At 67.8% G+C, this 5,279-nt stretch carries 5 protein-coding genes and 1 pseudogene; 5 read left to right on the top strand and 1 reads right to left on the bottom strand.

The annotated features are described in order from the left end of the window. Nucleotides 1-520, bottom strand: a pseudogene (locus ACYVF5_RS02410) (cell surface protein); the annotation flags it as partial. Between the two features lie 247 nt (nt 521-767). On the opposite strand from ACYVF5_RS02410, the gene ACYVF5_RS02415 reads away from it, so the two are divergent. Genes ACYVF5_RS02415 through ACYVF5_RS02435 form a run of 5 tightly spaced genes read left to right on the top strand, consistent with a single transcriptional unit; the run spans nt 768 to nt 5,209 of the window. Continuing rightward, nucleotides 768-1,838 carry a heme/hemin ABC transporter substrate-binding protein gene (locus tag ACYVF5_RS02415; RefSeq protein WP_460942957.1) on the top strand — a complete coding sequence of 357 codons (1,071 nt, stop codon included), beginning with the start codon at nt 768-770 and terminating at the stop codon, nt 1,836-1,838. Between the two features lie 53 nt (nt 1,839-1,891). After that, a complete protein-coding gene (locus ACYVF5_RS02420) occupies nt 1,892-2,974 on the top strand; it encodes a FecCD family ABC transporter permease (protein WP_460942965.1) in 1,083 nt (360 codons plus the stop codon). After that, a complete protein-coding gene (locus ACYVF5_RS02425) occupies nt 2,971-3,822 on the top strand; it encodes a heme ABC transporter ATP-binding protein (RefSeq protein ID WP_460942959.1) in 852 nt (283 codons plus the stop codon). The genes ACYVF5_RS02420 and ACYVF5_RS02425 overlap by 4 nt, the downstream gene beginning before the upstream one ends. Before the next feature lie 2 nt (nt 3,823-3,824). Continuing rightward, on the top strand, nt 3,825-4,760 hold the full coding sequence (locus tag ACYVF5_RS02430) for a hypothetical protein (RefSeq protein WP_460942961.1): 936 nt from the start codon (nt 3,825-3,827) through the stop codon (nt 4,758-4,760). Next, nucleotides 4,757-5,209 (top strand): hypothetical protein, encoded by a 453-nt coding sequence (locus tag ACYVF5_RS02435; protein WP_460942963.1) that lies wholly within the window; start codon nt 4,757-4,759, stop codon nt 5,207-5,209. The genes ACYVF5_RS02430 and ACYVF5_RS02435 overlap by 4 nt, the downstream gene beginning before the upstream one ends. Nucleotides 5,210-5,279: the final 70 nt, after the last annotated feature.

Below are 5,279 nucleotides of genomic sequence, written 5' to 3' on the forward strand. Positions count from 1 at the left end.
TCGGGTCCGCGGCGGACCAGTACGTCATGCCGCCGTAGAACACGACCGTGAACCCGCCGTCCCACACGATCGACGCCGTTCCCGCGTCCGGGTCGACAGTGCCAGCGCCGTCCGTGATGCGCACGGTGTTGCCGCTGGTCAGAGCCGGGTTCCCGGTGGTGACGGGAACACCGTCGACGGTCTTGCACTTGTCTGCCCAGGTCGGCGTCGCCTCACGGCCGTCCTCCGCGATCTTCACGATCGACGTGTTGCCCTCGGAGGTCGTGTAGAAACCGTCGGCTTCGGTCCACAGGCGCGCGCTCCCGGTATCGCCCGCGACACCGGCCGAGAGAAAGTTGCAGCCGCCGAAGAAGGCGCCGCCCCCGGACTCGTCGTTCAGGCTCCACTCGAAGACCGCGTCGCTCACCGCCCCCTCCGCCGCAAAAACCGGAGCCGCAGTGGCAAGACCGCCGAGCGTCAGCGCGCTCGCCGCCATAACGGCGAGCACCCGCGCAGGGCGCATTCGTGTTCGATTTCTCAAGACATCTCCATAGAAGTAGAGGAAAGGCGGAACGCAGCCGACGACGTCGAGCTGCAGCATGGTGAGCCTAACCTAATTAAGGCTAGCCTTGCCAACATAAGGTATGGTTTACCTTACTAAGCGGTTCTTTTCCGATGACCAGCCCTCTACAGGACACAGGTGTTTCTTCGTGCCACGACGTTCTGCCATATGCCCACGAACCTCCCGACTCCGCCGTGCGGGCACCACACTGCTCACGGCGGCCGTCGTGAGCGCCGTGACGCTGACGGGATGCTCGCCGTCATCGAACGGGACGACGGACGCGAGCGGGTGCATCGCCGGAACCGTGCCGCTGACCGAGCTGGCGACCCTGGAGCATCCGCTCGACTGGACGGGTGAGTCCACCGCCTGCCTCGCCTCCGACAGCGTCGAACCCGTCTCAGACGAGGTCGAGCAGAGCCTGCCGGCCACCGTCGTCGACAACCAGGGCACCGAGGTGACGGTCACCGACACAAGCCGCATCCTCGCCCTCGACATGTACGGCTCGCTCGCGGCGACGGTCTTCGCACTGGGGCTGGGCGATAACGTCGTGGGGAGGGACACCTCCACCGGCTTCGCCGAGGCCGCCGACCTGCCGCTCGTCACGCAGAACGGTCACGAGCTCAACGGCGAGGCCATCCTCGGCCTCGATCCGACGGTCATCGTCACCGACTCCTCGATCGGCCCGTGGGATGTTGTGCTGCAGATGCGCGACGCCGGCATTCCGGTGGTCGTCGTCACGCCCGAGCGCAATCTGGAGAACACCAACGAGATCGTCGACTCGGTCGCCGCCGCGCTCGGAGTGCCGCACGAGGGAGAGCTGCTGAAGAAGAGGCTGTCAGGCGAGATCGACGAGACGGTCGCCCAGATCGCCCAGATCGCCCCGGACGACGACAACGAGAAGCTCAGGATGCTGTTCCTCTACGTCAGAGGGAACGCCGGCGTCTATTACATCTTCGGCACCGGCTCCGGAGCCGACTCACTCATCACGAGTCTCGGCGGGATCGACGTCGCCACCGAGATCGGCTGGCAGGGCATGCGGCCGATGACCGCGGAGGCACTTGTCGAGGCGGCGCCCGATCTCATCCTCATGATGACCAAGGGCCTGGAATCCGTGAACGGCGTCGACGGTCTTCTCGAGACCGTCCCGGCGGTCGCCGAGACGCCAGCCGGTCAGAACCGCCGCATCGTCGACATGAGCGACTACCAGATCATGAGCTTCGGCCCGCGGAGCCCCGCGGTGCTTGACGCCCTCGCCCGCGCCGTGTACGCGCCGGAGCAGAGCGGGTTCGCCGAATGACCGCGGAGGTCTCGCGACGCAGCAAGCCGCAGGCCGCACCGCCTCACGGGACCATGCCGCCGGACCCAGAGGACTCCGGAACACCGCTCCCACAACGAGTGACGGCCACGCGCCGCACCGTCCTCTTCATCGGCCTCGCCGCCGCCCTGTTCGTGATGATCCTCGTCTCGGCCGGCACAGGCCAGCTCTACATCGGCCCGTCGGAGGTGCTCGGGTCGATTATGCACGCCGTTGGCATCGACCTGTGGCCGCTGCCGTCGCATCCCAACGGGAACAGCGCGCTCTGGACCATCCGCTTCCCCCGCGTCGCCATGTCGATAGTCATCGGCGGTGCACTCGCCGCGGCGGGCCTGCTGATGCAGGCCATCTTCGGGAATCCGCTCGCCGAGCCCGGCGTTGTGGGAGTCTCCTCCGGCGCCGCCCTCGGCGCCGCCGCGACGATCGTCTTCGGGTGGTCGTTCTTCGGAGAGTGGACGATCGCCGCCCTCGCCTTCGTGACCGGCCTCGCCGCGACTCTTGTGGTGTACTTCACGAGCCGAGCGAGCGGCAAGACCGAGGTCGTCACACTCGTGCTCACCGGCATCGCCGTCAACGCCTTCACCGGAGCGGGCCTCGCCCTGATGACCTTCCTCGGCGATCAGCAGGCGAGGGAGCAGATCGTCTTCTGGCAGCTCGGGAGCCTCAACGGATCCCGGTGGCCGCAGTTCTGGATCATCACCCCGCTCATCGTCGCCGGCCTCATCGTGGCGTTCACCGTCACCAGAAAACTCGACCTCCTCTCGCTCGGCGAGAAGAGCGCACGTCATCTCGGGGTCAACGTCGAGCTGCTTCGCATCGGCGTCATCGTCGTCACCGCCCTGCTGGTGGCGGCAGCCGTCGCCTTCGCCGGCGTCATCGGCTTCGTCGGCCTCGTCATCCCCCACCTGATGAGGATGATCATCGGCCCGGCCCACCTTCCCCTTCTGATCGCGAGCGTGCTCGGCGGAGCCGTGCTGCTGCTCTCGGCCGACCTCATCGCCAGAACAGCGGTTCCGATGGCCGACCTGCCGATCGGAATGCTCACCTCGCTCATCGGCGGACCGTTCTTCTTCTGGCTGCTCCGACGCGCGCGGCGGCGGGCGGGCGGCTGGGGATGACCTTCACGGCCACGCAGAGCATCCTGCCGGTGCGCCTCGACCGGGGCTCACCCGCGATCGAGGCGAGCGGGCTCAGCGTCGCGATCGACGGGAAGACGATCCTCGACCGGGCCTGTCTCCGGGTCTCGGCCGGAGAGCTGGTCGCCCTCATCGGGCCGAACGGAGCGGGCAAGTCCACACTGCTCTCGGCGATCACCGGGGATCAGGCTCTCAGCTCGGGCAGCGTTCTCATCGCGGGGCGCGAGCTCGCCGAGTGGTCGCTCAAGGACCTCGCGCGCAGACGCTCGGTCCTTCCGCAGGAGAACGGCGTGTTCTTTCCGTTCACGGTCAGAGAGGTCGTCGAGATGGGCAGAGCACCCTGGCGGCGCACCCCTCTCGAAGACGAGGACGACGAGGCGGTGACGGATGCCATGTCCGTCACAGACATGGAGCGCTTCGGCGGCCGGCAGGTTCCCTCGCTCTCCGGCGGCGAACGCGCCAGATCCTCGTTCGCCCGTGTGCTCGCCCAGCGCACCGGCATCCTTCTGCTCGACGAGCCGACGGCGGCGCTCGACCTGCGGCATCAGGAGGATGTGCTGCGGCTCGCACACGACCGGGCACGGCAGGGCGACGCGGTTGTGGTCGTTTTGCACGACCTGAATCTCGCCGCCGCCTATGCCGACACGATCGTGCTCGTGCACCGAGGGCGTATCGTCTCTGCCGGCCGGCCCGGCGAGGTGCTCACCGCCGCGCGCATCACAGAGGTCTACGAACAGCCCGTCGAGATCTTCACCCACCCCCGTTCCGGAGCTCCCCTGATCGTCCCGGTCAGGGATGCCCTCGAGCCCGGCATCCAGAGAAAGGCATAGTTGTGATCTCTCGCACCGCTCGCATCCGCCGAACCGCCGCGGCCTCGCTCGCGATCGCCCTCGCGTCGATCACCGCCGTCGCGCTTCCGGCAGCGCCCGCATATGCTGCCGCGTCGGTCTCGGTGCACGTCGAAGGCCGAGAAGACCTCGTGGGCGTCGCGGACCCGACGTATCTCACCCAGCTGCGTGTGAGCGGTTCCGGATTCCAGTCTGTGGTGAACGGGTTCGGCGGCCTGTACGTGTTCTTCGGCTGGGTCGAGCCGGGGGAGAGCTGGAAGCCAAGCAACGGCGGCACAACCGGAGCGAACTACAGGTACGTGCCAGACGACGAGACGAACCCTGTGGGCTACGCGCTCTTCGTGACCTTTCCGGGCTCATCGACCGCGTATGCGGCGAACGGCGGCGAGCTCGCCGCCGACGGCACCTGGTCGAGTGTGATCAGCGTGCCTGGAGCCGCCTTCACCGCCCTCGACCGCGACGGCAACAGCAGCGAGGTGGACTGCCGGAGTGTGCAGTGCGGCATCATCACGATCGGCGCTCACGGAGTGAAGAACGCGAACAACGAGACGTTCACGCCGATCAGCTTCACCGACCTCTACGGCGACGCCACCGCCGCACAGGCGGTCCCGCCTGCAGACGAGGCGGTGGTGACCGAGGCCGTTCCCACACCGGCGCCCACCACGACCTCGTATCACACCGAATACATCGAGGCCGCCGGAGACGACGATGATTCCTTGACGGCTCTGGTGCCCGTGCTGCTCTGGACGGTCGCCGGCGTTGGTGTGCTCGTGCTCGCCGCCGTCATCTTTCTCGTCTGGGCGGTGCTCTCGGCCCGGCGACGCGCACGAGTGCACACGGCGGGTGTGCCCTCGGCCGATGCGGCGGCGGGAGGCACTCCCCCGGCTTCGGGCGACCACGAGCAAGGGGGCGGGCGATGACACGGACCTGGCGCGCGCACTCGATCGCGAAGACGATCGGGACCGGCCTGATCGCGGCTCTTATGCTGACCCCGATCACGGCCGTCGCTCCGGTTTTTGCGGCGGAGGGGGCGGTGAGCGACGCGGTCTTCGAGTGGAGCCTGAACGACGAGTCCGGGGGCGGCGCCTTCTTCGGCGGCTGCAACTTTCTCTCGGCCGGTGTCGCGGGCGATACCGGGAGCGCGCGCCTGTGGACCGAAGCCGACGGTTTCTACACGACCTCCGAGGGCAACACGTCGATCGTGAAGATCGCGGAGGACGGCCGTGAGGCGACGCCGACCTGGGCCGACAAGTGCAAGACCGTCGACGGTGTTCCCGTCACCACCGGGAACCCGGCTCTGACCAGCGGCAACACCGTGCGCATCACGGACGGCGCTGGCACTGTCGACCCGGACGCGGGAACGGCGTAGATCGTGTGGGACGGCGGGTTCACGGTCGTGTTCTACGGCGGCATGACGTACTGGTCCGCCGCGGACCCGA

This window comes from Okibacterium endophyticum (assembly GCF_054780075.1).